The sequence below is a fragment of the Streptomyces aquilus genome (genome assembly GCF_003955715.1).
Taxonomy (GTDB): domain Bacteria; phylum Actinomycetota; class Actinomycetes; order Streptomycetales; family Streptomycetaceae; genus Streptomyces; species Streptomyces aquilus.
This window is the reverse complement of record NZ_CP034463.1, coordinates 7404027-7426877: the sequence shown is the minus strand read 5'-3', so window position 1 is coordinate 7426877 and position 22851 is coordinate 7404027. Positions and strand designations below refer to the sequence as shown.

The following is a 22851-nucleotide window of genomic DNA, read 5'->3' as shown; positions in this document are numbered from 1 at the left end:
GTGATGACCGAACTTCCTACCCAGAATGACCTGGGCGAGGTTCAGAGGGTCTGCGGCCCGACGGCCGCACTCTCAGCGCTGTGGCGCTCCCCTGTCGGATAGAAATATGAAGTTGTTCTTGCGTTGCGATTCTTGCGACGGTCAGACTACCGTTCGCCGGCCGCCAGCTGACCGCAGGCCCCGTCGATCTCCTGGCCACGGGTGTCCCGGACGGTCACCGGCACGCCGTGTGCGGCGATGGCCTCGACGAAGGCCTTCTCGTCCTCGGGCCGCGAGGCGGTCCACTTCGAGCCCGGGGTCGGGTTCAGCGGGATGAGGTTGACGTGCACGGGCTTGCCGCGCAGCAGCCGCCCGAGCCGGTCCCCACGCCAGGCCTGGTCGTTGATGTCCCGGATGAGCGCGTACTCGATCGACAGCCGGCGTCCCGACTTCTCGACGTACTCGAACCCGGCGTCGAGCACCTCGCGCACCTTCCACCGCGTGTTCACGGGGACGAGGGTGTCGCGCAGCTCGTCGTCGGGAGCGTGCAGCGAGATGGCGAGCCGGCACTTGAAGCCTTCGTCGGCGAACCGGTGGATGGCCGGCACCAGCCCGACCGTCGACACGGTGATACCGCGCTGCGACAGCCCGAGCCCGTCCGGAGCGGGGTCGGTGAGGGCACGGATCGACTGCACGACCCGCTTGTAGTTGGCGAGGGGCTCGCCCATGCCCATGAAGACGATGTTGGAGAGCCGCGCGGGCCCACCGGGCACTTCCCCGTCCCGGAGCGCGCGCATCCCGTCGACGATCTGGTGGACGATCTCGGCGGTGGACAGGTTCCGGTCCAGCCCCGCCTGCCCGGTGGCGCAGAAGGGGCAGTTCATCCCGCATCCGGCCTGCGACGAGATACACATGGTGACCCGGTCCGGATACCGCATCAGCACCGACTCGACGAGCGTCCCGTCGAACAGGCGCCACAGCGTCTTGCGCGTGGTCCCCTGGTCGGTCGACAGATGCCGGACGACGGTCATCAGCTCAGGAAGCAGCGCCTCCTGCAGCTTGCCGCGAGCGCCGGCCGGAATGTCCGTCCACTGCTCCGGATCGTGCGCGTACCGCGCGAAGTAGTGCTGCGAGAGCTGCTTGGCACGAAACGGCTTCTCACCGATCTCGGCCACGACTTCCTTGCGCTCGGCAGGAGTGAGATCGGCAAGGTGCCGCGGCGGCTTCTTGGCTCCGCGCGGGGCGACGAAAGTGAGTTCTCCGGGCTTAGGCATGGCTGTACCAGTGTCGCAGATCGAATGGAGTGACTCCGGCCCCCGCCCGTCACCGAGGGTGACCGATGATTTCCCCGCGCGGGACGGGTCTTCCTGCCGTACGTTCCCGTCCGCCCGTCACCGGAAGTGATGACAATGCCGTACGCCAAGGTCAACGGCCTGGAGATGTACTACGAGATCCACGGCGCCGCCCACGCGAACCGCCGCCCGCTGGTACTGCTGCACGGCGGCGCCACCGCCATCGGGCTGTCCTTCGGCGCCGTCCTCCCCGCCCTGTCCGCGGGCCGCCGGGTCATCGCCCCCGAGCTCCAGGGACATGGTCACACCGCTGACACGGACCGCGACCTGACCGTCCCGTACCTCGCCTCCGACGTCGTCGCCCTGCTCGACGAGCTCGGCGTCCCGCAGGCCGACGTGCTCGGCTACAGCCTCGGCGGGCTGACCGCGTTGGAGATCGCCGTACGGTATCCGGACCGCGTCGGCCGGCTGGTGATGGTCTCCGCCCCGTACACCCAGGACGGTATGCGGGACGAGATCCGCACCCCCGACTACAGCTCGCCCCTGCTGCCCACCCAGGCCGACTTCCAGGACATGGCCGCCGCGTACGCCGCCGTCGCCCCGCACCCCGAGCACTTCGAGACCTTCCTCGGCAAGGTCTCGGCGGCGGCCCACGCCCCGCTGCCCTGGACCGCGGACGACCTGCGCGGCCTGGCGGCGCCCACGCTGCTGCTGCTCGGCGACCGCGACTTCGTCCACGTCGAGCACGCGGCCGAGATGCAGCGGCTGATCCCCGACGCCCGGTTGGCCGTCCTGCCGGACACCACGCACATGACGGTCCTGCGGCAGCCGCCCGTGGTCCTGCCGCTGCTGGAGGACTTCCTGACCTCCGCCGTCTGCGCGTCCTAGCTGGTCGGCCGCTCCAGGCGCTCCTTGAGCAGCTGCTCGTCCCGCGGGAGCTCCTTGCGGATCTGCGGGCGGACGACGAGGGGGACCAGCGCCCTGCCGAGCCCGTGCCCCTCGAAGTCGATCTCTATCGTCACGCGGGACCTCCGCCCGTCGTCGAGCGGTTCGATCTCCCCGTGGGTACGGGGCCGGACGGGCCCCGAGATCCCGTGCAGGTCCCAGCTGCGCGGCGGGACGAGCTCGTCGAACTCGACGGTCATCGGGATCTCACGGTTCCCGATCCGCCGGGTGACCCGGACCCGGGAGCCGGCATGGACGGGCCCCTCGTCGAGCGGCTCCGCCTTGACGGCGCTCAGCTGCCATTCCGGCAGATGGGAGGGGTCGGTGATGTACGCGTAGACGTCTTCGGGACTGCGGTCGACGTCGATCACTTCACGGATGGCGGGCATGACGCCCTCCTTCCAGGGCGATCCCCTTCGAGGGCTTACAGGGAAATCGTCCCACCGGACCGCCCATGAGAACAGCAGAAGCCCCCGCCTCAGCGGGGGCTTCTCCAGTCATCCGTACGCCGGTCAGCCCGAGCCCACGAACAGCACCAGCAGCAGCCACACCACAGGAGCCGTCGGCAGCAGCGAGTCCAGCCGGTCCATGATGCCGCCGTGCCCCGGCAGCAGCGTGCCCATGTCCTTGATGCCGAGGTCGCGCTTGATCATCGACTCGCCGAGGTCACCGAGCGTCGCGCTCGCCGCCACCGCGAGGCCCAGCAGCAGCCCCTGCCACCAGGTGCCGTCGTCGATCAGGAACTGCATGCACAGCGCGCCCGCCACCATCGCGAAGGACACCGCGCCCAGCAGGCCCTCACGGGTCTTGCCGGGGCTGATGCGCGGCGCGAGCTTGTGCTTGCCGAAGCGCCAGCCGACGGCGTACGCCCCGGTGTCGCTGACGACGGTGAGGAGCAGGAACGTCAGCACCCGCTGCGGCCCGTCGTCGGCGGTGAGCATCATCGCGACGAACGTGGCCAGGAACGGGACGTAGAAGGCCGCGAAGACGCCCGCGGTGACGTCCTTCAGATAGCCCTCCGGCGGTTCCGTCATCCGCCAGACCAGCACCGCGAGCGCGGTGAGCGCCATCGCCACCCACGCGCCCTCGGCGTCCCGGACGTATCCGGCGACGACCATGGCCGCACCGCCGACCGCCAGCGGCACGAGGGGCGCCCGGATGCCCTTGCGCTCCTCCAGCCGCGAGGTCAGCTCCCACAGGCCGACGACCACGGCGACCGCTATCACGCCGACGAAGACGGCCTTGACGACGAAGAGCGAGGCGACGATCACCACCCCGAGCCCGACGCCGACCCCTATGGCCGCGCCCAGGTCACGCCCCGCGCTCTTCTTCTGCGGCGCGGAAGCCGGCTGCGGGGCGTCGGGCATGGGCTCCGGATTCTGCGTCTGCGACGCAGCCGCTCGGGGCTGCGCCGACGTGGTCTCGTCGCGGAACGTCGCGTCCCGGGACGTCGTGTCCCGGAACGTCTCGTCCCTGAACAAAGGGCCACTCAGCCGAGCGGCCCCCCGGTCGTCATCCTGGTCTCCGCCATACGCGGGTACGTCGGGCACGATGGGCATGGGGCGAGTCTGCTGCGCCTCAGGCGCATCGTACGCGGGACCCGCCGGGGCAGCCCCCTGGACAGGCCCCTGGTCGGTGGGCCCCCAGTACCCGGCGTGTGGCCCGGCCCCAGGCGGAGAGCCCCAGGAAGAGTCGTTCATCAGACTTCGAGGAGCTCCGCTTCCTTGTGCTTCAGAAGCTCGTCCACCTGGGCGACGTACTTGTGCGTCGCGTCGTCGAGCTCCTTCTCCGCACGGCGGCCCTCGTCCTCGCCGATCTCGCCGTCCTTGACGAGCTTGTCGATCGCGTCCTTGGCCTTGCGGCGGACCGAGCGGATGGACACGCGGGAGTCCTCCGCCTTGCCCTTGGCGACCTTGATGTAGTCGCGGCGGCGCTCCTCGGTGAGCTCGGGGAACACCACCCGGATGATGTTGCCGTCGTTGCTCGGGTTGACGCCCAGGTCCGAGTCACGGATGGCCTGCTCGATGTTGCGCAGGGCCGTCTTGTCGAACGGGGTCACCACCGCCATGCGCGGCTCCGGCACGGAGAACGAAGCCAGCTGGTTGATCGGCGTCGGCGCGCCGTAGTAGTCGGCCACGATCTTGTTGAACATCGCCGGGTGCGCACGGCCGGTGCGGATCGCGGCGAAGTCCTCCTTGGCGACCACGACGGCCTTCTCCATCTTCTCCTCGGCCTCGAGGAGGGTCTCTTCGATCACCACTTGCTCCTGCGTGTCTTGAGTAGGCCCGGCTGCTGTTCCGTTGCGTGGAGGCGGCGGCCGGCTGCGTCGCGTCTTCTTCCTGCACGGTTCCCGACCGGCAGGACATTGTCCATCCCCCGGTCAGGGTCCGTCCCGTCCGTCCCGCGGACGGTGGTTGCCGGGTCGTCAGTCCCGGCTGCCCTGGTCACCCACCAGCGTGCCGATCTTCTCACCCTTGACGGCGCGCGCGATATTGCCCTCCGTCAGAAGCTCGAAGACGAGGATCGGGAGCTTGTTGTCGCGGCACAGCGTGATGGCGGTGGCGTCGGCGACCTTGAGGTCGCGGGTGATGACCTCGCCGTAGCCGAGGGAGTCGAACTTGACCGCGTCGGGGTTTTTCTTCGGGTCGGAGTCGTAGACCCCGTCCACGCCGTTCTTGCCCATGAGGAGCGCCTCGGCGTCGATCTCCAGGGCGCGCTGGGCGGCGGTGGTGTCGGTGGAGAAGTACGGCATGCCCATACCGGCGCCGAAGATGACCACGCGGCCCTTCTCCAGGTGGCGCACGGCGCGCAGCGGGATGTACGGCTCGGCGACCTGGCCCATGGTGATGGCGGTCTGCACGCGGGAGTCGATGCCCTCCTTCTCCAGGAAGTCCTGGAGGGCGAGGCAGTTCATCACGGTGCCGAGCATGCCCATGTAGTCGGAGCGGGCGCGGTCCATGCCGCGCTGCTGGAGTTCGGCGCCGCGGAAGAAGTTGCCGCCGCCGATGACGACCGCGATCTCCGCGCCGTCGCGCACGACGGCCGCGATCTCCCGGGCGATCTTGTGCACCACGTCCGGGTCCACGCCCAGGCCCCCGCCACCGGAGAAGGCCTCTCCGGACAGCTTCAGCAGAAACCGGCCGCTCACTTTGCCGTCGTCGCTCTTCTGGGCCTTGGTGGTCATCGGAATCTCGCCTCTTTCAAGGGGTCGCACATACGAAGAAGGCCACTGCCGATGGGAACTGGTTCGCATCCCATGCGCGGCAATGGCCTCCTCGTCAGATCTGCTGTCGTCCGCCACGCGCGTGCGTGACGGCGTACCGGACGACTGCCTACGACCCTATCGGGGTCGGGCGTCGAACGCGGTACGGACTCAGATGCCGACCTTGATGCGCGTGAAGCGCTTCAGGGTGACACCGGCCTCGTCCAGAACCTTCTGGACGGACTTCTTGTTGTCCAGCGCGTACGGCTGGCCGAGCAGCGTGGCGTCCTTGAAGAAGCCGTTGAGGCGACCCTCGACGATCTTCGGCAGGGCGGCCTCGGGCTTGCCCTCGGCGCGGGTGGTCTCCTCGGCGACGCGGCGCTCGGACTCGACGACCTCGGCCGGGACGTCCTCCTTGGAGAGGTACTTCGGCGCGAAGGCGGCGATGTGCTGGGCGACACCCTTGGCCAGCTCGGCGTCGGCCTTGTCCAGCTCGACCAGGACACCGATCTGCGGGGGCAGGTCGGGCATGGTGCGGTGCATGTAGGCGAAGACGAAGCCGTCGGCGAACTGCGCGAAGCGGTCCAGGACGATCTTCTCGCCGAGGTTGGCGTTGGCCTCGTCCACGAACGCCTGGACGGTCTTGCCGGCCTCGATCTCCGAGGCGAGCAGGGCGTCGATGTCGGCCGGGGAGGTGGCGGCGACGTGCTGCGCGATCTGGTTGGCGACGGCCTGGAACTTCTCGCCCTTGGCGACGAAGTCCGTCTCGCACTTCAGCTCGACCAGGACACCGGAGGTGTTGTCGTCGGCGATGACGGAGACCACGGCGCCGTTCTCGGCGGAGCGGCCCTCGCGCTTGGCGACGCCCTTCTGGCCCTTGATACGGAGCGCCTCGACGGCCTTGTCGACGTTGCCCTCGGCCTCGTCCAGCGCCTTCTTGCAGTCCATCATGCCGGCGCCGGTGAGCTCACGGAGCTTCTTGACGTCGGCGGCGGTGTAGTTCGCCATGATTCCTGGAATCTCTCTCGAAGTCTGAAGATCTACGGGCCGACGGCGGGGGCTGGTGGGCCCCCGCCGTCAGAAGACCCGAAGGGGTGAGGGGGTCAGGCCTGCTCGGCCTCGGCGGCCGGAGCCTCGGCCTCGGCGGCGGGGGCCTCGGCAGCGGGGGCCTCAGCGGCAGGGGCCTCAGCCTCAGCGGCGGGAGCCTCGGCGGCCGGGGCCTCCTCGGCCTTCTTCTCGCCCTCGAGCAGGTCGCGCTCCCACGCGGCGAGCGGCTCGCCCGCGCCCTTGTCACCCTTGTCGCCGGTGGCGACGCCGGAGCGGGCGATGAGGCCCTCGGCGACGGCGTCGGCGATCACGCGGGTGAGCAGGGTGACGGAGCGGATCGCGTCGTCGTTGCCCGGGATCTTGTAGTCGACCTCGTCGGGGTCGCAGTTGGTGTCGAGGATGGCGACGACCGGGATGTTGAGCTTCCGGGCCTCGCCGACCGCGATGTGCTCCTTCTTGGTGTCCACGATCCAGACGGCGCTGGGCACCTTCTGCATCTCGCGGATACCACCGAGGGTCTTCTCCAGCTTGGCCTTCTCGCGCGAGAGCACGAGAAGCTCCTTCTTGGTCAGACCGGAAGCGGCGACGTCCTCGAAGTCGATCTGCTCGAGCTCCTTGAGGCGCTGCAGACGCTTGTAGACGGTCGAGAAGTTGGTGAGCATGCCGCCCAGCCAGCGCTGGTTGACGTAAGGCATGCCGACGCGGGTGGCCTGCTCGGCGATGGCCTCCTGCGCCTGCTTCTTCGTGCCGACGAACATGACCGTGCCGCCGTGGGCGACGGTCTCCTTGACGAACTCGTAGGCGCGGTCGATGTACGACAGCGACTGGAGCAGGTCGATGATGTAGATGCCGTTGCGCTCGGTGAAGATGAACCGCTTCATCTTCGGGTTCCAGCGACGGGTCTGGTGACCGAAGTGGACGCCGCTTTCCAGCAGCTCCCGCATCGTGACGACGGCCATGGCCGTTCTCCTTGTGTTTTCTCGGTTGTGTCCTGACGCCCGGCACGCGCCGTGCCACGTACGCAGGTGCGTACGGGACCGAAAGGCGCTGACATCGATGGCTACGAGAGCCCGATGTCGGGGCGTGCGAAGTCGACCCGGTGACCCGGATCGCCAGAAGAAGTGTACGGGACCCGCGGAGCACCGGGTGACGCCGCTGTCCACAACCGGGCGGTACTCCACAGCTCCCGGCCGCGCTCAGCCCTGCTCAGGCACCGTTTCAGCCATGCGACACCTGCACAGCGCCCTGCTGCCCGCACTCCTGATCCCCCTCCTGACTCCCCCGCCCCCGGCGCCGCCCGAGCCCCCTCCCACCACGGTCCCGGCCCTCGCCCGCACCTGGCCGGTAGGCGTACGCCCACCCGTCCTCCGCACCTGGGAACCCCCACCCACCCCGTACGCCCGAGGCCACCGAGGCGTGGACCTGGCAGCACCGCCGGGCACACCCGTACGAGCGGTGGCCGCCGGCCGGGTCACCTTCGCGGGCCGCGTGGCCGGAAAGGGCGTGGTCTCGATCGCCCTCACCGGCACAGACCTGCGAACGACGTATGAACCGGTACGGGCGACGGTGAAGAAGGGCGAGGAGGTGACACCGGGCGAAGTGGTGGCGACGGTGGAGCCGACGGGCTCCCACTGCATGGCTACGTGCGTGCACTGGGGTGTGCGACGGGGAGACGCCTACCTGAACCCACTGTCCTTGCTACCGCCGTGGCTCTTGCGCAGGGCCCCGTCAAGGCTGCTGCCGGTACTGGGAGTCCCGCTGCCCTAGCCAGGAACCAGGAGTCCCTCACCCCAGCTGCGGGCAGTCGTGCCGCTGGAGCAGCTCCCGTATCCACGTAGCCTGCGGGCAGTCGTGCCGCTGGGGCGGCACGGGTGGGCGCAGGCGGCACCCCGCCAGCGCGGGCAGGCGAAACGCCCCCGCAGCAACCCCCCACCGGCCTCAGCCGCGATCCCCCACACCAACCCCCACGAACACCTCAGCCGCGAACCCCTCGCAGCGCCATGCTCACCGCAGCCTCAGTGATCGCCGCAGGATCCTCCGCCGCCCCCAGCTCGATCCGCCGCACAGCCGCATCCACCACCCCTTGCAGCAACATCGCCGCAAGCCGAGGCTCCGCGTGCCCCATCTCCTCCAGCGCCTCGCCGATCATCGCGACCAGCTCCCCGTGCGCGGCCCGGATCTTCTCCCGAGCCCCCGCATCGAGCTCACTCGCGGAAATGGCGACCACGGCCCGATGCCGCCGGTCCCCCACCAGCGCCAGCTGCCGCCGCACATACGCCTCGACCTTGGCCTCGGCCCCGTCCGCCGCGCCCATCGCCGCGGCGACCTCCGCCGCCCAGACCGGGAAGTCGACCGCGCACAGCTCCTCGACGACGGCGGCGCGCGACCGGAAGTACTCGTACACCGACGACCGCGCCAGCCCCGTCCGCTCGGCGAGAGCCGGGAACGTCAGCGCCTCCGTCCCGCCCTCGGACAGCAACGACCGAGCCGCGTCCAGCAGGGCGGCTCGCTGCATCGACCGGTGCTCGGCCACGGAGGCCGCTCGAATCCTTGGCACGTCCTCCACTTTACGGACGCACCGCCCCGGACGGGAGTCACCTTCGCCCACGACCGTGCATGCGGCCAGGTCACCGACCGAAGCTCGCCAGTTTCGCCCGCAGTTGCAGCACCGACTTGGTGTGGATCTGACTGACCCGGCTCTCGGTCACACCCAGTACGTTCCCGATCTCCGCCAGGGTCAGCCCCTCGTAGTAGTAGAGCGTGACCACGGTCTTCTCCCGCTCGGGCAGCGTGTTGATCGCCCGCGCCAGGAACCGTCGCAGCTCCCGGTCCTCGGCCACTTCCACCGGGTTGTCGGCGGCGGTGTCCTCCAGCGTGTCCATCAGACTCAGGCGGTCGCCGCCCTCACCCCCGACATGCAGCAGCTCCTCCAGCGCGACCACGTTGGCCAGCGACAACTGACTGAAGACCGCGTGGAGTTCATCCACGGCGATCCCCATCTCGGTCGCCACCTCACCCTCGCTGGGCGTCCGCCGCAGCCGCGCCTCCAGCGTCGCGTACGCCCGCTCGACGTTCCGCGCCTTCTGCCGCACCGACCGCGGAATCCAGTCCAGCGCCCGCAGCTCGTCGATCATCGCGCCCCGGATCCGGGTGATCGCGTACGTCTCGAACTTGATCTCCCGGTCGATGTCGAACTTCTCGATCGCGTCGATGAGCCCGAAGACACCGGAGGAGACGAAGTCGGCCTGCTCGACGTTGGGCGGCAGCCCCACGCTCACCCGGCCCGCCACGTACTTCACGAGCGGCGAGTAGTGCAGGATCAGCTGCTCCCGCAACCGTTCGTCCCCCGTCGCCTTGTACGACCGCCACAGCTCGTCGAGCGTCGAGGGGGCGGGGGGCCGCACGCTGCCACCGTCCCGGGCGGCTGGGGGGGCCGCCGCCCGGTCGGACCCGGAGGTGTGCTGGGGCATTCGTCGCCTTGTGCCGTTCTGCCGTGAAGTGGGGATGGCTGGGTGACCTGTCGGTCTGATGCGGATCTGGAATCTCTGAGGTGGATCTGGAGTCTCTGAGGTGGATCTGTGGTCGAGTCGCCGTTCCGTGCCGGAATCCCCGTGAGCGTAGCGTGACTGGAGTGTCGCGGTGTGCGAAGGAGTGGCCCCGAGCCGTGCGCAGATACGTTCCTCTTGACGCCCCGCCGAGTCACGCCGACGACTCAGCGTGACCACGGGGAAACTCCAACTGCGGGAATTCCCAAGGCTGTAGGGGTTCCCCCGGACGGCCGAACACGCTCGGTCAACTCGGACCGCGAGCACCACGGACGGAGATCATCGCCTGGCGTGTCAACTTCCAGCCGTCGCCGTGTCGTTCGACGTAACCAAGTGATCGGAGCTCGTACAGTCTCGCGACCGCCTCGTCCTGAGTCGTCTGCGCGCCGCGTCCGACCTCGGCGGCGGTCGCCGCACGGCGTGCAGGCAGCGCGTCGAGGACTCTGCGCGCTCCCGGTTCGAGCAGGTCGCGCGGCAGCACGGGTCCCCTCCGCTCCGGCGCGAGCTCGCCCATGTCCCCGACCACCTCGACGACTTCCTCGGCGTCGGTGACGAGTTCGGCGTCGCCGCGCAGCAGTTCGTGCACCCCGGCGGAGAGGCCGCTGGTGGCCGGCCCGGGCACGCCCATGGTGTGCCGCCCGAGGCGTTGCGCGGCACGCGCGGTGACGAGCGAGCCGCTGCGGTACGCCGCTTCGACCACGACGGTCCCTCTGGTGAGCGCGGCGATGACGCGGTTGCGCAGCACGAACCTGCTCGGCGTCGGATGGTCGCCCGGCGGCAACTCCCCCACCACCAGCCCCTGTTCCGCGATCCTGGTGATCAACTCGGTGTGCCCACGCGGATAGGGCCGATCGACGCCGCAGGCCAGCACGGCGACGGTGGCGCCGCCGGCGCCCAGCGCCCCTCTGTGGGCGGCCCCGTCGACGCCGTACGCGCCGCCGGACACCACGACCCAGCCGCGCTCGGCGAGCCCGGCGGCGAGGGTGGCCGCCATGTGCGCGCCGTACTCGGTACAAGCCCGGGCCCCCACCACGGCGACGGACCGCAGGGCCCACATCCGCAGACTGGGCCGCCCCCGCACCCACAGCCCGAGCGGCCGCGCGTCCCCGAGATCGTCCAACTGCCCGGGCCACTCCCCGTCCCCCGGACGGACGAACCGCACCCCGGCCTCGGCGGCGACCGTGAGATCCCGTCGCGGACCGGCCTCCCCGGCCCGAGCCACAAGGCCGCCCCACCGCTTCCCGCTCACCCCGGGCAACACCTCCCGCCCGTCCCGCAGCCTGCGAGCCACCTCCTCCACCCCGAACTCCCGCACCCACCGCCCGGCGACCTCGTCACCGGGCTCAATGACACGGGCGAGGAAGACCCGGGCGAGCAGTTCGCCGTCCGTCACCTGCCGATCCCTTCCAGGACGGCACCACGCCGGACGCCGGTGCGCAGTTCGAGGGCCCAGTTCACGTCGTTCGCCGAGGGTCGGTCACGGCCTCCCAGGTCGGCCACCGTCCAGGCGACGCGCAGCACCCTGTCCAGGCCACGAGCCGACAGCAACCCCCGGTCCAGGTCCTCCTCGGCCTTGCGCAGGGCTCCGGACTGCACATGCCACCGGGTGCGCAGTTCATGCCCCGGGACCTCGCTGTTCGTACGCCAGGGTGTGCCTTCGTAGCGCCTGGCCGCGCGTTCCCGAGCGGCCTTCACCCGCTCGGCGACCGTGGCTGTGGTCTCGGCACCGGAGTGGAGCCGGAGCAGTTCGGCGCGGGCCACCGGCTCCACGGTCACCCGTAGGTCCACGCGGTCCATCAAGGGCCCGGACAGACGGGCTCGGTAGCGCTTGATGGAGGACGGCCTGCACTCACAGATGTCGTCTCCGCGTCCGTGTCGGCCACAGGGGCACGGATTGGCCGCCAGGACCATCAGGAACTTGGCCGGCATACGCAGCATGCCTGCGGCGCGGGCGACCACGACATGGCCCGATTCCAGCGGCTGCCGGAGGGAGTCCAGGACGCTGCTGTGGAATTCCGCGGCTTCATCGAGGAAAAGAACTCCGTGGTGAGCCAGGGAGACGGCTCCCGGCCGCGGAAACCCGTTGCCTCCCCCGACCAGTGAGGCCATGGTCGCGGAGTGGTGCGGTGCGCAGTAGGGCGACCTGTCGACGAGCGGATGGCCGGGTGGCAGTACACCGGCCACCGAGTGCACGGCGGTCACCTCCAGCGACTCCTGCCGGCTCAGCTCGGGCAGGAGTCCGGGCAGTCGCTCGGCCAGCATGGTCTTCCCAGCGCCCGGCGGGCCCTTGAAGAAGACGTGATGCCTCCCCGCGGCGGCCACCTCCAGTGCCGACCGGGCCAGATGCTGCCCCGCCACGTCCGCCAGGTCGGGTTGGTGCCCACCGGAGACGATGCCGGTTCCCAGCCCGGTGCCCGGGAGGGCCAGACCGGCGAGGAAGGGGTCGGGGCGGATCTCCCCTGGGACGGGCTCTTCGTCGGGCACCGGCTCATCGGTGAGAACCGCGATGAGCTGGCGCAGGCTGCGCACCCCCAGCACCGAGACACCCGGCACCAGCGATGCCTCCGGCACGGCGCACTCGGGCACGACTACCTGTTCGTACCCCGCGTCCGCCGCCGCGAGCACGGCAGGCAGTACTCCGCGCACCGGCCGCACCCGCCCGTCCAACCCCAGCTCCCCGATCATCACGATGTCCGCCAGCACGCGCGGATCGATCCGCTCGGCCGCCCCCAGCACCGCTGCCGCCACGGCGAGATCGAACCCGCTCCCGCTCTTCGGCACCGACGCCGGACTCAGCCCTACGGTCAGCTTCTTCGCCGGCCACGCCGCGCCCGAGTTGACCACCGCGGCCCGTACCCGGTCCTTGCTCTCCGTCAGGCTCTTGTCCGGCAGTCCCACCAGCGTGAACGCCGCGACCCCAGGCTCCAGGTCCGCCTGGACCTCCACCACCACACCCTCGACGCCCACCAGCGCCACCGAGCACGTCCGCGCGAACCCCATCTCAGGCCACCCCCCGCGCATGCTCGACGACGGGCGCTCCGCGCTCCGGCAGGAGTACGCCGACCAGGTCGATGCGGACGCCGCCCGGCGGCGCCCCTCCGTGGGCATGGATCCAGCATTCGGCGAGGCCGCGCAGGCGCTCCGCCTTGTCGGGGGTCACCGCGGCCATCGGGTGCTCGAAGGCACCCGCCCGCCGTGTCTTGACCTCGCAGACGACCAGGACCTCTCCGTCCCGCGCCACGATGTCGATCTCACCGGTCCTGCCACAGCGCCAGTTGCGCTCCAGGACGGTCATCCCGGCCTCCGCCAGCCGCCGTGCGGCCAGCGTCTCGCCGTACTTGCCGAGTGCACTGCGTGCGTTCATGTCGGCACCACCTCCGGCGCCAACGATCACGCAGTCCCGCACATGAAGTTGATCTTGGTGGGTTACTCGGTGGTTGTGGAAAACTCAGCCACCCACACGAGCGACCCCCCTACCACCCTCACCCGCCCGGCAGCTCCAGGTCGCTCTTGTTGAGCTCCTCGATGTTCACGTCCTTGAACGTGAGCACCCGCACCTGCTTCACGAACCGCGCCGGCCGGTACATGTCCCAGACCCAGGCGTCGGCCATCGAGACCTCGAAGAACACCTCACCCTGGACCGAGTGCACCTGCATCTCGTAGTCGTTGGTGAGATAGAAACGCCGCTCGGTCTCGATCACGTACTTGAACAGACCGACGACATCGCGGTACTCCCGATAGAGCTTCAGCTCCATCTCGGTCTCGTACTTCTCGAGGTCCTCGGCGCTCATGGCATGTTCCCCTTCAGCCGTGCGATCCCCCCATTGTGCGCCAGTCCCGTCAGCCCCTAGACGATTTCGGTGTCAAGGGTCACGGGCCCGGCCGGGGGACCTTCGTCGAGCAGCCTGCGGAGCAGCTCGGCGAGTCTGGTCGGATACACCGTCTCATGTGCCCGGGTCAGTTCCTGACACGTCCACCAGCGCGCTCCGGCGACGCTGCGCCGTTCCAGATCGGTGAGCGCCGTCGCCGCCGTCGCCGTCTGGGTCGTCCGGGCCAGGAAGTACCACTCGTCCTGGTCCCAGCGGCGCCCCGCGAACGGGAAGGAACACATCCGCCGCCACAGCACCGGCCCGAGCTCGACCTCGGTGATTCCGGTCTCCTCGGCGAGTTCCCGGAGAGCGGCCTCTTCACGAGTCTCGTCGCCCTCGACCCCGCCACCGGGGGTGAACCACCAGTCGTCGTTCGGATCGTCCGGCTCATGGCCGTGCAGGAGCAGGATGCGGTCGTCGGGGTCCAGCAGCACCACTCTGGCGACCTTGCGCAGTCCGCCCTCGTAGGTGTCCGCCGCGGCCTCAGCGCGCACCCACGGGCTCCATCCGGCTCTGCGCGGCGCGACGCCTGCCCAGCCGCTTGGCGATCGGCCCGTAGGCGCCACCGCCGAGCACGAGCACCGCGCCGCCGATGATCAGGGCGGTGATCGTCCGCAGCGGTCCCGGCGAGGACAGCGCACCGAGCTCCTTGAAGCCGCTCGGCTCCTTCAGCATGCCGTCCATGGGCCAGACGACGGCGTCGACGCGGGCGGTCACGGCGCTCACCGCGACGGTGCCGCTGGCCGCGTCCGTGAGGTGGGCGGAGGAGTCCAGGGAGCCCTGCCGCTCGTCACCGAGCAGGAACAGCCGCCCCTTGGGGACGGTCACCTCGGGGATGTTCTTCCACTCGGCCAGGCTGTCCTTGGGCAGATACGGTTCGTCGATCTGCTTGCCGTTGACGGTCAGCTTGCCCTTCGTGCAGCAGGAGACGGTGTCCCCGCCGACCGCGACCACGCGCTTGACCACGGGGGCGTTGCTCACCCAGCTCTTGTCGGTGAAGACGACCACGTCACCCCGGCGGATGTCGCCGCCGTCGATGCGCTGCGCGAGCACCCGGTCGCCGGCGTCGATGGTGGGCGCCATCGAGCTGGTGGGCACGGTGTACGGCCGGTAGACCACCGCTCCCCAGGCGAACCCGCCGAGGAACAGCACCAGGCCCAGCGCGACGGCCAGCCCGGACAGTCGCTGTCCGGTCCGGCTGCCCACCGGGCCCGTGTTGGTGCCACCGCTGCGCGGGGCCGTACGTGTCGTGCTCTCGCCACCCATGGGTCCGCACCCTACCCGGCGGTACCGGAACCGGTCAGCCCCCTTCGGGGACCGAGGTCATGGCATCCGTAAAGGTTTCACAAGGTCAACGACGGTGACCGCTCAGCGCGTCTCCGTCGGCGCGATCCGGCGCCGCCGCCACAGCACCACCGGCACCGCGCCCGCGAGCGCCAGCCCCTGCGGGGCCACCGTCAGCGCGGTGGACGCCGAGGACTGGTTGTTCAGGCCGTCCTGGTCGAAGGTGTCGGGGACCGGCAGGGTGCCCCAGCGGTTGATCGGCCAGGCCTTCACGATGGCCCGTCCGACGACCTCGTCGACCGGGACCATGCCGTGGTACTTGTCGTCCTGGTTGTAGCGCGAGTCGCGCGAGTTCTGGCGGTGGTCGCCCATGACCCAGATGAAGCCCTTGGGCACCTTCACCTTGAACTGGCCGCCCATGTCGTCGACCGTGCACGGGGTGTTGCCGGCGTAGACGTAGTCGCTCTCGTTCAGCGCCTTGCCGTTGACCTTCAGCGGACCGGTGCCCTTGCACTCGACGGTGTCACCGCCGACGCCGATGACCCGCTTGATGAGGTCCTTCTCCTCGGCGGACGGCATCAGACCGATCCAGCTGAGGAACGTCTGGACGGCGTTCGGTTCGGCGGTCGGCTCGCCCGCCAGCCACTGGGTCGGGTCGTGGAAGACGACGACCTCACCGCGCTCGGGCTCGGAGCCGAACCACGGCGTCAGCTTGTCGACGAGGACGCGGTCACCCTGCTGGAGGGTGTTCTGCATCGAGTCGGACGGGATCGAGAACGCCTGCACCAGGAACGTCTTGATCAGCAGCGCCAGGACGAGCGCGATACCGATCAGGATCGGCAGTTCCTTCCAGAAGGAACGCGGCTTCTTCGGCGCGGGTTTCGACTCTTCCTGGCCCTGGCCGGTCCTGGTCCCGTCCTCGTCTCCACCGGAGCCGTCGCTCGAGGTCACGACGCTGTCCGCGGCCGGGTCGGCCGCGTCCACGGGGCGTCCGCGGTGCTCCTCGCCGTCGTGTCCGGACCGTGCGCCAACCGCCACATCCCCCACGCCAACTCCTTACTCTGTGCCGCCGCCTGCCCATGACACGGTGCAGGCCCACCACTCCCATAACGAGCGGGAGTTCCGCAGGGGTCGGGAGTTGGACAGGTCCATTCGGATCGTCGGAGGCAACCCTATGCGACAGCAAGGGAGCTGCGGTCGACCCGGTCGCCGAGTCGGACACGGAAGCGTAGGTTTTCGGCTCCTTCAAGGTGGTCCAGTGGCCCAGGGGCCAGGCGATGACCATGGCCCGTCCCACGACCGAGTCCTCGGAGACCGTACCGCCGTAGTCGGTGTCCTGATGCACGCGGGAGTCCGCGGAGTTGGCCCGGTGGTCGCCCATCACCCACAACCGCCCCTGGGGGACGGTGATGTCGAACTGCTGCGTGGAGGGCGCGTTGCCGGGATAGAGGTAGTCCTCGCTGAGCGGGACCCCGTTGACGGTCACCCGCCCCTGTGCGTCACAGCACTTGACGCGGTCGCCGCCGACGCCGACGACACGCTTGATGAGGTCCTTCTCGTTGTCGGACGGCAGCAGACCGATGAAGGTGAGGCCTTCCTTGATCTGCTTGACGACGACGGGGTCCTGCTTCTTCACCGTCGTCTGCTCGTCCTTGAGCCAGCCGCCGGGGTCCTTGAACACGACGACGTCCCCGCGCTGCGGCTTGGAGCCGAACCACGGGGTGAACTTGTCGACCAGGACGCGGTCGCCGATCCGGATCGTCTGCTCCATGGAGCCCGACGGGATCACGAAGGCCTGCACCAGGAAGGTCTTCAGCACCAACGCTATGAGGACGGCGACACCGACGAGGAGCGGTATCTCCTTGACGGCGGAGCGCCTGCGGCGCCGCTTGACCTTGCGCTGGAGCTTGCGGCGCTCCGCGCGCGAACGGCCGCCCGCGGGGCTGGCGGCGCGCCGGACGCCGGTGGGCAGCAGGTTGTCGGCGGCTGCGCCGGGCACCCCGCGCGGTTTGCCGCGGTTACCCATGCGCACCGCCCGCGGCGGGCACGCGCGCGTAGGCGTCGGACGGCTTGAGCCGGGTCCAGTGCGCGGTCGGCCATACGATCCAATCGGCACGGCCGATGACGTCGCCGACCGGGATCATGCCGCCGCCGGGCGAGCCCAGGTGGTCGCGGGAGTCGCTGGAGCGGCTGCGGTGGTCGCCGAGGACGAAGAGGGTGCCGTCGGGCACGACGACGTCGAAGGGAACCGTCGACGAGCTGTCACCGGGGTACAGGAACGTCGACTCGTCGACCGACCGGCCGTTCACCTCGATCCTCCCCTTCTTGTCGCAGCAGACCACGTGGTCTCCCCCCACACCCACCACGCGCTTGATGTAGTCCGCATCCCCGAAATACCCGGATCCGTCGAACACGACCACATCCCCGCGCCGCGGTTCGGCACCGAAACGGTACGCCAACTTATTTACGAGAACCCGGTCCCCGATCCTCAATCCGTTTTCCATGGATCCGCTGGGAATCTGGAAGGGTTGCACCACGAAAGCGTTGAGGAGCAGCAAAAACAGCAGGCAGAGCAGCGCGGTCAGAGTGATGCGTCCACCGGGGAGCCACTCGGTGATCCGGGACGGGAACGCGAAACGCGACCGTTCCTCCTGACCCTCTGTGTCCGAGATCTCCTCGGAGCGGGAAGGGCGGGAGGAGCGGTCGCGCTCCGTCTGCTGTGCTTCGGTGTCCATCGGGGCCAGATGTTATCCGGCCCCGGCAAGAACGCCCGCGCGAGCTCAGCTCTCGCGCTTCTCCTTGATCTTCGCGGCCTTGCCGCGCAGCTCACGCAGGTAGTACAGCTTCGCGCGACGGACGTCACCACGGGTGACGAGCTCGATCTTCTCGACGATCGGGGTGTGCACCGGGAAGGTGCGCTCGACGCCGACGGAGAACGAGACCTTGCGGACCGTGAAGGTCTCGCGGACACCGGCGCCCTGGCGACGGATGACTACGCCCTTGAACTGCTGCACACGGGAGCGGTTGCCCTCGATGACGCGGACGTGGACGTTGACGGTGTCACCCGGGCGGAAGGCCGGGATGTCGCTGCGCAGCGACGCGCTGTCGACGGAGTCGAGCAGGTGAGACATTTCGTCTGCTTTCTTCGCCCATGCCACAGGTCATAGGCGGGAGATAGGTGGTTCCTGAGGATGCTGTCCGTGTCGGGGCGGGCGTCGTGTCCCCCTGTGGCAGGGGCGCACGCCGGACGACGCACAACAGCGGCCTATTCTTCCACGTCGTCGACCCGACGCCAAAATCGGCCGTACGGCTCCCCCGCCGGGTCCGGGGCCCAGCCCAGGATGGAGAGCATCTCGCGGTCCTTCTTGTCGAAGGCCTTGGGGTCGCAGCGCTCGATCAGGTCGGGCCGGTTGGCCGTGGTGCGCTTGAGCGCCTCGTCGCGCCGCCAGCGGGCGATCTTGCCGTGGTGGCCGCTGAGCAGCGTCTCCGGGATCTCCCGGCCGCGCCAGGCGGGCGGCTTGGTGTAGACGGGGCCCTCCAGGAGGTTCGCCATCGCGCCGGGCGCGAAGGAGTCGTCCCGGTGCGACTCGGCGTTGCCGAGGACGCCGGGCAGCAGGCGCGCCACGGCCTCGGTGATCACCAGGACGGCCGCTTCACCGCCGGCGAGGACGTAGTCGCCGATGGAGACCTCGTGGACGGGCATCCGGGTCGCGTACTCGTCGATGACCCGGCGGTCGATGCCCTCGTAGCGGGCCGGCGTGAAGACCAGCCAGGGCCGCTCGGAGAGCTCGACGGCGAGTTCCTGGGTGAAGGGGCGCCCGCTGGGCGTCGGGACGATGAGGGCCGGGGCGTGCGAGCCCGTCTCGTAGCCGTCGGCCAGCACCGCGTCCAGCGCGTCCCCCCAGGGCTCGGTCTTCATGACCATGCCGGGGCCGCCGCCGTACGGGGTGTCGTCGACGGTGTTGTGGCGGTCGTAGGTCCACTCGCGCAGGTCGTGCACCTGGACGTTGAGCTGTCCACGCGCGCGTGCCTTGCCCACGAGCGAGACGTTCAGGGGTTCGAGGTATTCGGGGAAGATCGTGACGACGTCGAGTCTCATGCGCTGTCTTCCCGGGAGGAGGCGATCTCTGCCTGGTCGTCGATCAGCCCGGGCGGCGGGGTGATGACCGCCTTCTGCTCCTCCAGGTCGATCTCCGTGACGATCTCCTCGACGAACGGGATCATCACCTCGCTGCCGTCGGGACGCTCCACGATGAAGAGGTCCTGCGAGGGCAGGTGCGAGATCTCGGTGATCCGGCCGACCTCCACGCCGTCGGCGGTGACCACGTCCAGGTCGATCAGCTGGTGGTCGTAGTACTCGTCCTCGTCCTCCGGGAGCTCCTCCGGGTCGACCTCGGCGATCAGGAGGGTGTTGCGGAGGGCCTCGGCGGCGGTGCGGTCCTTGACGCCCTCGAAGCGCAGGAGGAGGCGGCCGCTGTGCACCCGGCCGGTCTCGATGGTGAGGGGGCCGGTGGCGGCGGGGTCCGTGAGCAGGACGGCACCGGGGGCGAGCCGGAGCTCCGGCTCGTCGGTACGGACCTCCACGGTGACCTCGCCCTTGATGCCGTGAGCACGGCCGATGCGAGCGACTACGAGCTGCACTTTTCGAAGATCTCCTGATCGTACGTACGACTACGGGCCGGGGACGGCCCAGTGGCCCTCCCCGGCCCGAGCCGGTGCTGCGATTGCGTCAGCGGACGTGGTCCACGTCGACGAGGTCGACGCGGACGCCGCGACCGCCGATGGCGCCCACGACGGTGCGCAGAGCGCGTGCGGTGCGGCCGTTGCGGCCGATCACCTTGCCGAGGTCGTCGGGATGGACCCGGACCTCGAGCACGCGTCCGCGGCGCAGGTTGCGGGATGCGACCTGCACATCGTCAGGGTTGTCGACGATGCCCTTCACGAGGTGCTCGAGAGCCTCCTCGAGCATGCTCAGGCCTCGGTCGACTCGGACTCGGCGGCAGCCTCGTCCTTCTTCTCAGCCTTCTTCTTCTGGGTGATGGCCTCACCCTTGCCCTCGTCGTCGCCGCCCAGGGCCTCGAACGAGGGGCGCGCCTTCTTGGGCTCGGCGACGAGCAGCGGAGCCGGGGCGGGCTCGCCCTTGAACTTCTGCCAGTCGCCGGTCTTCTTCAGGATGGCGAGCACGGGCTCGGTCGGCTGCGCGCCGACACCCAGCCAGTAGGCGACGCGCTCGGCGTCGACCTCGATGCGCGACGGGTTCTGCACCGGGTGGTACAGACCGATCTCCTCGATCGCACGGCCGTCACGACGGGTACGGGAGTCGGCGACGACGATGCGGTAGTGAGGCGAACGGATCTTGCCCAGACGCTTCAGCTTGATCTTGACTGCCACTGGAGTGGATTCTCCTGGTTTTGACGTGGTTGGGCACGGCGAGATTGCCGCGTGGGGTTGCGGTACCCGAGTGCCCGATGGACGCGTCAGCCGGAGGAGAGAGGGGTCCTGTGCGACTGTCGAGTACAGCTAGCCATTGTGCCACACCCCTCGGCTCGCATCGGACCGAGGCCACCGCAGGGCATGCCTGACGGGCACCCGGCGGACCGGGTGCCCGTCAGGGCTGCCGCCACGACACCGGTTCCGGCACCCACGAGACGCCGGCACCGCGCGTGGCTAGGCCGCCCCCACGACCTCCGGGATGCGGAACGGCTTGCCGCAGCCGCCGCACACGATCGGCGCCTGCGCCAGCACCGACGGGACGACCCGTACGTTGCGGCCGCAGTCGCAGACCGCCTTGACGCGCACGCCGCCCCCGGAGGAGCCGTGCCGGGCGGCCGGGCCGCGGAAGGTGCGGGAGGTGTCGGCGGAGGTGGCTGCCGTGTGCGCCTTCAGGGCGCGCTGGAGGCGGTCGATCGTCGGCCGGTAGCGGCGCTTCGCCTCGGGGTTGAGGGTGACCAGCGAGAAACCGCTGCTCGGGTGCGGTTCCTCGGGGTGGTCCAGGCCCAGTTCCTCGGCGATCGCGAGGAATCTGCGGTTGTGGTAGCGGCCGGCGCGGGAGGTGTCACGGACGCCGCGGGCGGCGGCGATCCCATGGACTGCCTCATGGAGCAGTCGCTCGAAGGAGAGTTCGTGTCCGCACGCGGACGACGACTCTCCGATCAGGGACTCTGGCGCGGCGAGGTCCGGCAGCTCGGGGTGGTACCGCTGAATGTCGGCCCACGCCTGCGCCAGCTCGGCGGCGAGAACAGGTGGTGTCTGTGTCGTGCTCACGTAATGACAACGAGCCGGAGTGCCCCAGTGTTCCGATTCCGGGCCATCCCAAATAATTTGCACGTACCCGTCAGTTGCCGCTGATGCGTCCTGACGAGGGCGGGTGCGCTGATCTGCGGAGAAGCCTCACAGCTCGTATCAAGGCGGTACGTAGTCCGATATACGCACCACCGCGTAGACGATGTCCGCGCGTCGCGACGAGTGGGGTCCTCGGATGCGCAAGGGGCGTTTCGGTCGCTCTCCCGCCGGAAGGGCGCTACCTCAGTAAGCGCGTGCGACGACCGCGACGTTACCGGGCGCGTCCTCGGCGTCCGGCACCGACCCACCCTCGGGCAACAAGACCGCCGATGACGGGATCGTACGGCCCCAAGTTGCCGGCATGTGAAATCTCGCCACTGGCACGTTCAACCCACAAGCCGGGCCCTACTACCCCTGGACTCCGGGACGGACGCGGAGTTTGCTGGCATTGCGGGGGAGAGCGCGCGCACGTCACGGGGGCTACGGAAACGGACACGAGGGCAACTCTCGGCGGATTGGGGCGCTTTGATGACACCTACGCTCGTGCGGCAGCACCTGGCTCACGCGGGGGAGACACCCCGTGTGGATCCGGGGGCACGCGCGCGTGACTGGTCCGAGATCCAGGAGCGGATGCTGGTCCCGCTCTACGAGGCCGTCTACGAGCGACTCGATGTAGGACACGGCACCCGGCTGCTCGGCCTCGGCTGCGGCAGCGGGCTCGCCCTTCTGATGGCCGCCTCCCGAGGGGCCGCGGTCACCGGAGTCGACGCCTCCCGTCCCGAGCGGCTGGCCCTGGCCCGGGAGCGGCTGCTTCCCGAGGCGTGGGGCACGCGCCCGCGTGGGAAGACCCGGTTGGTCGAGGGCACACCACAGGACGCGGCCGACGCGGAGACGCCCGCGTACACCCTGGTGACCGCTTTCGAGCCCATCGGATGTCTCGCGGGCGACTCGGAGGGGCTCGGCGAGCTGTTGCAGGCAGCGACCCCGCTCGCCGAGCGCGGGGCGCCCGTGGTGCTCGCCGGCTGGGGTCCGCCGGAACGCTGCACCACGTCGTCCGTGCTGCGGGTGGCCACGAAGCTGGCCGATCCGCTGCGCAGTACGGGCAGTTGGCGCCCCGCCCTTCGCGACGACCTGGAGGAGGTCGCCCAGCGGGCGGGACTGAAGCCGGACGGTTCCGGGCGGGTGGCCTGCCCGTTCGGGTACGCCGACCTGGACAGCGCGGTCAAGGGCCTGCTGTCGACCGGCCTCTTCGACGCGGCGATCGCCGCGACGGACCAGGCGCAGGTCGACAAGGAGGTGGCCGAGGCGCTCCATCCGTACCAGCGACGGGACCGGACGGTGTGGATGCCGAACGTGTTCCGGTACCTCATCGCGCGCGTGCCCTGAGTCCGGCCCGGGGTGTTCCC

26 protein-coding genes and 1 pseudogene are annotated in these 22851 nt (G+C 69.7%); 3 read left to right on the top strand and 24 right to left on the bottom strand.

The genetic code is table 11. From position 1 onward, the window contains the following. Window positions 1–146 precede the first annotated feature (146 nt). Complete coding sequence (gene rlmN / locus EJC51_RS34360; protein ID WP_126274604.1) at window positions 147–1253, bottom strand: dual-specificity RNA methyltransferase RlmN; 1107 nt, start codon at window positions 1251–1253, stop codon at window positions 147–149. Window positions 1254–1382: 129 nt separating this feature from the next. Between rlmN and EJC51_RS34355 the strand changes: the two genes are divergently transcribed. After that, window positions 1383–2159 (top strand): alpha/beta fold hydrolase, encoded by a 777-nt coding sequence (locus EJC51_RS34355; protein ID WP_126274603.1) that lies wholly within the window; start codon window positions 1383–1385, stop codon window positions 2157–2159. Here EJC51_RS34355 and EJC51_RS34350 read toward each other — a convergent pair. The 6 genes from EJC51_RS34350 to rpsB form a co-directional block, all read right to left on the bottom strand. Then, a complete protein-coding gene (locus EJC51_RS34350; RefSeq protein ID WP_126274602.1) occupies window positions 2156–2605 on the bottom strand; it encodes an SRPBCC family protein in 450 nt (149 codons plus the stop codon). The genes EJC51_RS34355 and EJC51_RS34350 overlap by 4 nt on opposite strands. Before the next feature lie 123 nt (window positions 2606–2728). Next, window positions 2729–3916, bottom strand: coding sequence for a phosphatidate cytidylyltransferase (locus EJC51_RS34345; protein WP_126274601.1), 1188 nt, complete (start codon window positions 3914–3916; stop codon window positions 2729–2731). After that, on the bottom strand, window positions 3916–4473 hold the full coding sequence (gene frr, locus EJC51_RS34340) for a ribosome recycling factor (RefSeq protein ID WP_059198018.1): 558 nt from the start codon (window positions 4471–4473) through the stop codon (window positions 3916–3918). Before frr ends, EJC51_RS34345 begins: the two co-directional genes overlap by 1 nt. Window positions 4474–4641: 168 nt before the next feature. Continuing rightward, window positions 4642–5400 (bottom strand): UMP kinase, encoded by a 759-nt coding sequence (gene pyrH / locus EJC51_RS34335; RefSeq protein ID WP_079309724.1) that lies wholly within the window; start codon window positions 5398–5400, stop codon window positions 4642–4644. A gap of 189 nt (window positions 5401–5589) precedes the next feature. Then, window positions 5590–6426 carry a translation elongation factor Ts gene (tsf, locus tag EJC51_RS34330; RefSeq protein ID WP_126274600.1) on the bottom strand — a complete coding sequence of 279 codons (837 nt, stop codon included), beginning with the start codon at window positions 6424–6426 and terminating at the stop codon, window positions 5590–5592. 95 nt (window positions 6427–6521) lie between these two features. After that, window positions 6522–7424 carry a 30S ribosomal protein S2 gene (rpsB, locus tag EJC51_RS34325; protein WP_126274599.1) on the bottom strand — a complete coding sequence of 301 codons (903 nt, stop codon included), beginning with the start codon at window positions 7422–7424 and terminating at the stop codon, window positions 6522–6524. A gap of 265 nt (window positions 7425–7689) precedes the next feature. Here rpsB and EJC51_RS34320 point away from each other — a divergent pair, with 265 nt between their 5' ends. Continuing rightward, window positions 7690–8232 (top strand): M23 family metallopeptidase, encoded by a 543-nt coding sequence (locus tag EJC51_RS34320; RefSeq protein WP_126274598.1) that lies wholly within the window; start codon window positions 7690–7692, stop codon window positions 8230–8232. 208 nt (window positions 8233–8440) lie between these two features. On the opposite strand, the gene EJC51_RS34315 is transcribed toward EJC51_RS34320, so the two are convergent. The 17 genes and pseudogenes from EJC51_RS34315 to EJC51_RS34235 form a co-directional block, all read right to left on the bottom strand. Then, on the bottom strand, window positions 8441–8998 hold the full coding sequence (locus EJC51_RS34315) for a TetR/AcrR family transcriptional regulator (protein WP_126277246.1): 558 nt from the start codon (window positions 8996–8998) through the stop codon (window positions 8441–8443). Window positions 8999–9092: 94 nt separating this feature from the next. After that, a complete protein-coding gene (gene whiG / locus EJC51_RS34310) occupies window positions 9093–9935 on the bottom strand; it encodes an RNA polymerase sigma factor WhiG (RefSeq protein WP_126274597.1) in 843 nt (280 codons plus the stop codon). Window positions 9936–10257: 322 nt separating this feature from the next. Beyond that, window positions 10258–11403: a DNA-processing protein DprA gene (dprA, locus tag EJC51_RS34305; RefSeq protein ID WP_126274596.1), complete on the bottom strand. Its 1146-nt coding sequence runs from the start codon at window positions 11401–11403 to the stop codon at window positions 10258–10260. After that, window positions 11400–13010 (bottom strand): YifB family Mg chelatase-like AAA ATPase, encoded by a 1611-nt coding sequence (locus EJC51_RS34300; RefSeq protein WP_079309728.1) that lies wholly within the window; start codon window positions 13008–13010, stop codon window positions 11400–11402. Before EJC51_RS34300 ends, dprA begins: the two co-directional genes overlap by 4 nt. Before the next feature lies 1 nt (window position 13011). Continuing rightward, on the bottom strand, window positions 13012–13374 hold the full coding sequence (locus tag EJC51_RS34295; RefSeq protein WP_165951363.1) for a YraN family protein: 363 nt from the start codon (window positions 13372–13374) through the stop codon (window positions 13012–13014). A gap of 118 nt (window positions 13375–13492) precedes the next feature. After that, window positions 13493–13801: a DUF2469 domain-containing protein gene (locus EJC51_RS34290; RefSeq protein WP_003965949.1), complete on the bottom strand. Its 309-nt coding sequence runs from the start codon at window positions 13799–13801 to the stop codon at window positions 13493–13495. A gap of 56 nt (window positions 13802–13857) precedes the next feature. Beyond that, window positions 13858–14373: an NUDIX hydrolase gene (locus EJC51_RS34285; RefSeq protein WP_126274594.1), complete on the bottom strand. Its 516-nt coding sequence runs from the start codon at window positions 14371–14373 to the stop codon at window positions 13858–13860. Beyond that, complete coding sequence (gene lepB, locus EJC51_RS34280; protein ID WP_126274593.1) at window positions 14363–15145, bottom strand: signal peptidase I; 783 nt, start codon at window positions 15143–15145, stop codon at window positions 14363–14365. The genes EJC51_RS34285 and lepB (EJC51_RS34280) overlap by 11 nt, the downstream gene beginning before the upstream one ends. A gap of 102 nt (window positions 15146–15247) precedes the next feature. Further along, complete coding sequence (lepB, locus tag EJC51_RS48915) at window positions 15248–16210, bottom strand: signal peptidase I (protein ID WP_244362971.1); 963 nt, start codon at window positions 16208–16210, stop codon at window positions 15248–15250. After that, window positions 16107–17189: pseudogene (gene lepB / locus EJC51_RS34270) on the bottom strand (signal peptidase I); the annotation flags it as partial. The pseudogene lepB (EJC51_RS34270) and the gene lepB (EJC51_RS48915), both read right to left, overlap by 104 nt. After that, window positions 17182–17898: a signal peptidase I gene (gene lepB, locus EJC51_RS34265; RefSeq protein WP_126274590.1), complete on the bottom strand. Its 717-nt coding sequence runs from the start codon at window positions 17896–17898 to the stop codon at window positions 17182–17184. The pseudogene lepB (EJC51_RS34270) and the gene lepB (EJC51_RS34265), both read right to left, overlap by 8 nt. A gap of 45 nt (window positions 17899–17943) precedes the next feature. Continuing rightward, a complete protein-coding gene (gene rplS, locus EJC51_RS34260; protein ID WP_079309735.1) occupies window positions 17944–18294 on the bottom strand; it encodes a 50S ribosomal protein L19 in 351 nt (116 codons plus the stop codon). A gap of 134 nt (window positions 18295–18428) precedes the next feature. Further along, complete coding sequence (gene trmD / locus EJC51_RS34255; protein ID WP_126274589.1) at window positions 18429–19262, bottom strand: tRNA (guanosine(37)-N1)-methyltransferase TrmD; 834 nt, start codon at window positions 19260–19262, stop codon at window positions 18429–18431. After that, on the bottom strand, window positions 19259–19804 hold the full coding sequence (rimM, locus tag EJC51_RS34250; RefSeq protein WP_126274588.1) for a ribosome maturation factor RimM: 546 nt from the start codon (window positions 19802–19804) through the stop codon (window positions 19259–19261). The genes trmD and rimM overlap by 4 nt, the downstream gene beginning before the upstream one ends. An 88-nt stretch (window positions 19805–19892) precedes the next feature. Next, the gene (locus EJC51_RS34245; RefSeq protein WP_003973401.1) at window positions 19893–20132 is read right to left on the bottom strand and encodes an RNA-binding protein; all 240 of its coding nucleotides are present in this window, start codon (window positions 20130–20132) and stop codon (window positions 19893–19895) included. 2 nt (window positions 20133–20134) lie between these two features. Next, the gene (gene rpsP / locus EJC51_RS34240) at window positions 20135–20554 is read right to left on the bottom strand and encodes a 30S ribosomal protein S16 (protein ID WP_059198036.1); all 420 of its coding nucleotides are present in this window, start codon (window positions 20552–20554) and stop codon (window positions 20135–20137) included. 276 nt (window positions 20555–20830) lie between these two features. After that, window positions 20831–21427 (bottom strand): hypothetical protein, encoded by a 597-nt coding sequence (locus EJC51_RS34235; RefSeq protein ID WP_059198037.1) that lies wholly within the window; start codon window positions 21425–21427, stop codon window positions 20831–20833. 546 nt (window positions 21428–21973) lie between these two features. On the opposite strand from EJC51_RS34235, the gene EJC51_RS34230 reads away from it, so the two are divergent. Beyond that, window positions 21974–22831 carry a class I SAM-dependent methyltransferase gene (locus EJC51_RS34230; RefSeq protein ID WP_126274587.1) on the top strand — a complete coding sequence of 286 codons (858 nt, stop codon included), beginning with the start codon at window positions 21974–21976 and terminating at the stop codon, window positions 22829–22831. Window positions 22832–22851: the final 20 nt, after the last annotated feature.

Excerpts from the sequence above, each read along its gene's own strand:
- rlmN (WP_126274604.1), bottom strand. The coding sequence starts at position 1,253 with ATGCCTAAGCCCGGAGAACTCACTTTCGTCGCCCCGCGCGGAGCCAAG.
- EJC51_RS34355 (WP_126274603.1), top strand. The coding sequence starts at position 1,383 with ATGACAATGCCGTACGCCAAGGTCAACGGCCTGGAGATGTACTACGAG.
- EJC51_RS34350 (WP_126274602.1), bottom strand. The coding sequence starts at position 2,605 with ATGCCCGCCATCCGTGAAGTGATCGACGTCGACCGCAGTCCCGAAGAC.
- EJC51_RS34345 (WP_126274601.1), bottom strand. The coding sequence starts at position 3,916 with ATGAACGACTCTTCCTGGGGCTCTCCGCCTGGGGCCGGGCCACACGCC.
- pyrH (WP_079309724.1), bottom strand. The coding sequence starts at position 5,400 with ATGACCACCAAGGCCCAGAAGAGCGACGACGGCAAAGTGAGCGGCCGG.
- tsf (WP_126274600.1), bottom strand. The coding sequence starts at position 6,426 with ATGGCGAACTACACCGCCGCCGACGTCAAGAAGCTCCGTGAGCTCACC.
- rpsB (WP_126274599.1), bottom strand. The coding sequence starts at position 7,424 with ATGGCCGTCGTCACGATGCGGGAGCTGCTGGAAAGCGGCGTCCACTTC.
- EJC51_RS34320 (WP_126274598.1), top strand. The coding sequence starts at position 7,690 with ATGCGACACCTGCACAGCGCCCTGCTGCCCGCACTCCTGATCCCCCTC.
- whiG (WP_126274597.1), bottom strand. The coding sequence starts at position 9,935 with ATGCCCCAGCACACCTCCGGGTCCGACCGGGCGGCGGCCCCCCCAGCC.
- EJC51_RS34300 (WP_079309728.1), bottom strand. The coding sequence starts at position 13,010 with ATGGGGTTCGCGCGGACGTGCTCGGTGGCGCTGGTGGGCGTCGAGGGT.
- EJC51_RS34295 (WP_165951363.1), bottom strand. The coding sequence starts at position 13,374 with ATGAACGCACGCAGTGCACTCGGCAAGTACGGCGAGACGCTGGCCGCA.
- EJC51_RS34290 (WP_003965949.1), bottom strand. The coding sequence starts at position 13,801 with ATGAGCGCCGAGGACCTCGAGAAGTACGAGACCGAGATGGAGCTGAAG.
- lepB (WP_126274593.1), bottom strand. The coding sequence starts at position 15,145 with ATGGGTGGCGAGAGCACGACACGTACGGCCCCGCGCAGCGGTGGCACC.
- lepB (WP_126274590.1), bottom strand. The coding sequence starts at position 17,898 with ATGGACACCGAAGCACAGCAGACGGAGCGCGACCGCTCCTCCCGCCCT.
- rplS (WP_079309735.1), bottom strand. The coding sequence starts at position 18,294 with ATGTCTCACCTGCTCGACTCCGTCGACAGCGCGTCGCTGCGCAGCGAC.
- trmD (WP_126274589.1), bottom strand. The coding sequence starts at position 19,262 with ATGAGACTCGACGTCGTCACGATCTTCCCCGAATACCTCGAACCCCTG.
- EJC51_RS34245 (WP_003973401.1), bottom strand. The coding sequence starts at position 20,132 with ATGCTCGAGGAGGCTCTCGAGCACCTCGTGAAGGGCATCGTCGACAAC.
- EJC51_RS34230 (WP_126274587.1), top strand. The coding sequence starts at position 21,974 with ATGACACCTACGCTCGTGCGGCAGCACCTGGCTCACGCGGGGGAGACA.